Genomic DNA, 1186 nt, shown 5'->3' on the forward strand with positions numbered 1-1186 from the left:
CTGTACGCAGCGGCTCGCGCGGCGGGCGGCGCTTCCACTCCCGCGGGTAGCCGATCGACACCTCGGTGAACCTGACCCCGTCGTACCAGGTGACGCGGGGGATGTGCAGGTGGCCGTAGACGACGGCCGCGGCGCGGAAGCGGCGGTGCCAGTCGGCGGTGAGCGTCGTGCCGCACCACTGCGCGAACTCCGGGTAGCGCAGGATGTCCGTCGGCTGGCGCACCAGCGGCCAGTGGTTGACCAGCACCGTGGGGTACGCCGGGTCGACGGCCGCGAGCCGCTGCTCGGTGCGGGCGACCCGCTCCCGGCACCAGGCGTCCCGGGAGCCGTGCGGGTCGGGGTGCAGGAAGAACTCGTCGGTGCAGACGACGCCGGCTTCGTGGGCCAGGCGCAGCGACTCCTCCTTCGTGGCCACCCCGGGCATGCGGAAGGAGTAGTCGTAGAGCACGAACAGCGGCGCGACCGTGACCGGGCCGCCCTCGCCGCGCCAGACGGGATAGGGGTCCTCGGGGGTCACCACGCCCAGGTCGCGGCATATCCCGACCAGCCGCCGGTAGCGCTCCTCGCCGCGCAGGGTGACCGGGTCGTCCGGGTGGGTCCACAGCTCGTGGTTGCCCGGCACCCAGACGACCTTGGCGAACCGCTCGCTGAGCAGCCCGAGGGCCCACTCGACGTCGGCGACGCGCTCGCCGACGTCGCCGGCGACGATCAGCCAGTCGCCGGGGGCGGTCGGGCGCAGCCCGGCGGTGATGTCCCGGTTCTCTTGGTAGGCGACGTGCAAGTCGCTGACGGCCAGCAGTCTTCCGTGCATCAGGGCCATTCGATCATTCGGCGACGGCGGAACAGGTGGTGTCAAGTGCATGACGACAGGTCGGCAGGAACCTGTGCGCCAGGCAGGTGCGGACAGGGTCGTCCCGCTTCCTAAATTCCCGCCAAAAGGCGGCGGAGCGCTCTTCCGGCACCGGCAACGCGCCGGTGCCGGAGGGGGCTCAGTGGCTCGTCGGCAGCGTGCCGCCGACGAGCGCCTCCGCCACCCGGCGCCGCTGGAGCTTGCCGCTCGGGGTCTTCGGCAGCGTGCCCCGCGGCACCACCTCCACCCGGTCAGGGCGGAGCCCCGTCTCCGCCGCGACCGCCTGGACGACCCGCTCGCGGATCTCCGCGACGGCCGCGGCGTCCGCGTGGCTCT

General features: G+C 73.1%; 1 protein-coding gene and 1 pseudogene. Both read right to left on the reverse strand.

Features of this window, described 5'->3' with window-relative positions; all coding sequences use genetic code 11:
• Positions 1-811: metallophosphoesterase family protein (locus ABD317_RS37105; protein WP_425582540.1), on the reverse strand; the 811-nt coding region annotated here is incomplete at its 3' end.
• Positions 812-989: 178 nt separating this feature from the next.
• Positions 990-1186, reverse strand: a pseudogene (locus tag ABD317_RS37110) (fatty acyl-AMP ligase); the annotation flags it as partial.

The sequence above is a fragment of the Streptomyces synnematoformans genome, from assembly GCF_039531005.1.
In the GTDB taxonomy this organism is placed as follows: domain Bacteria; phylum Actinomycetota; class Actinomycetes; order Streptomycetales; family Streptomycetaceae; genus Streptomyces; species Streptomyces synnematoformans.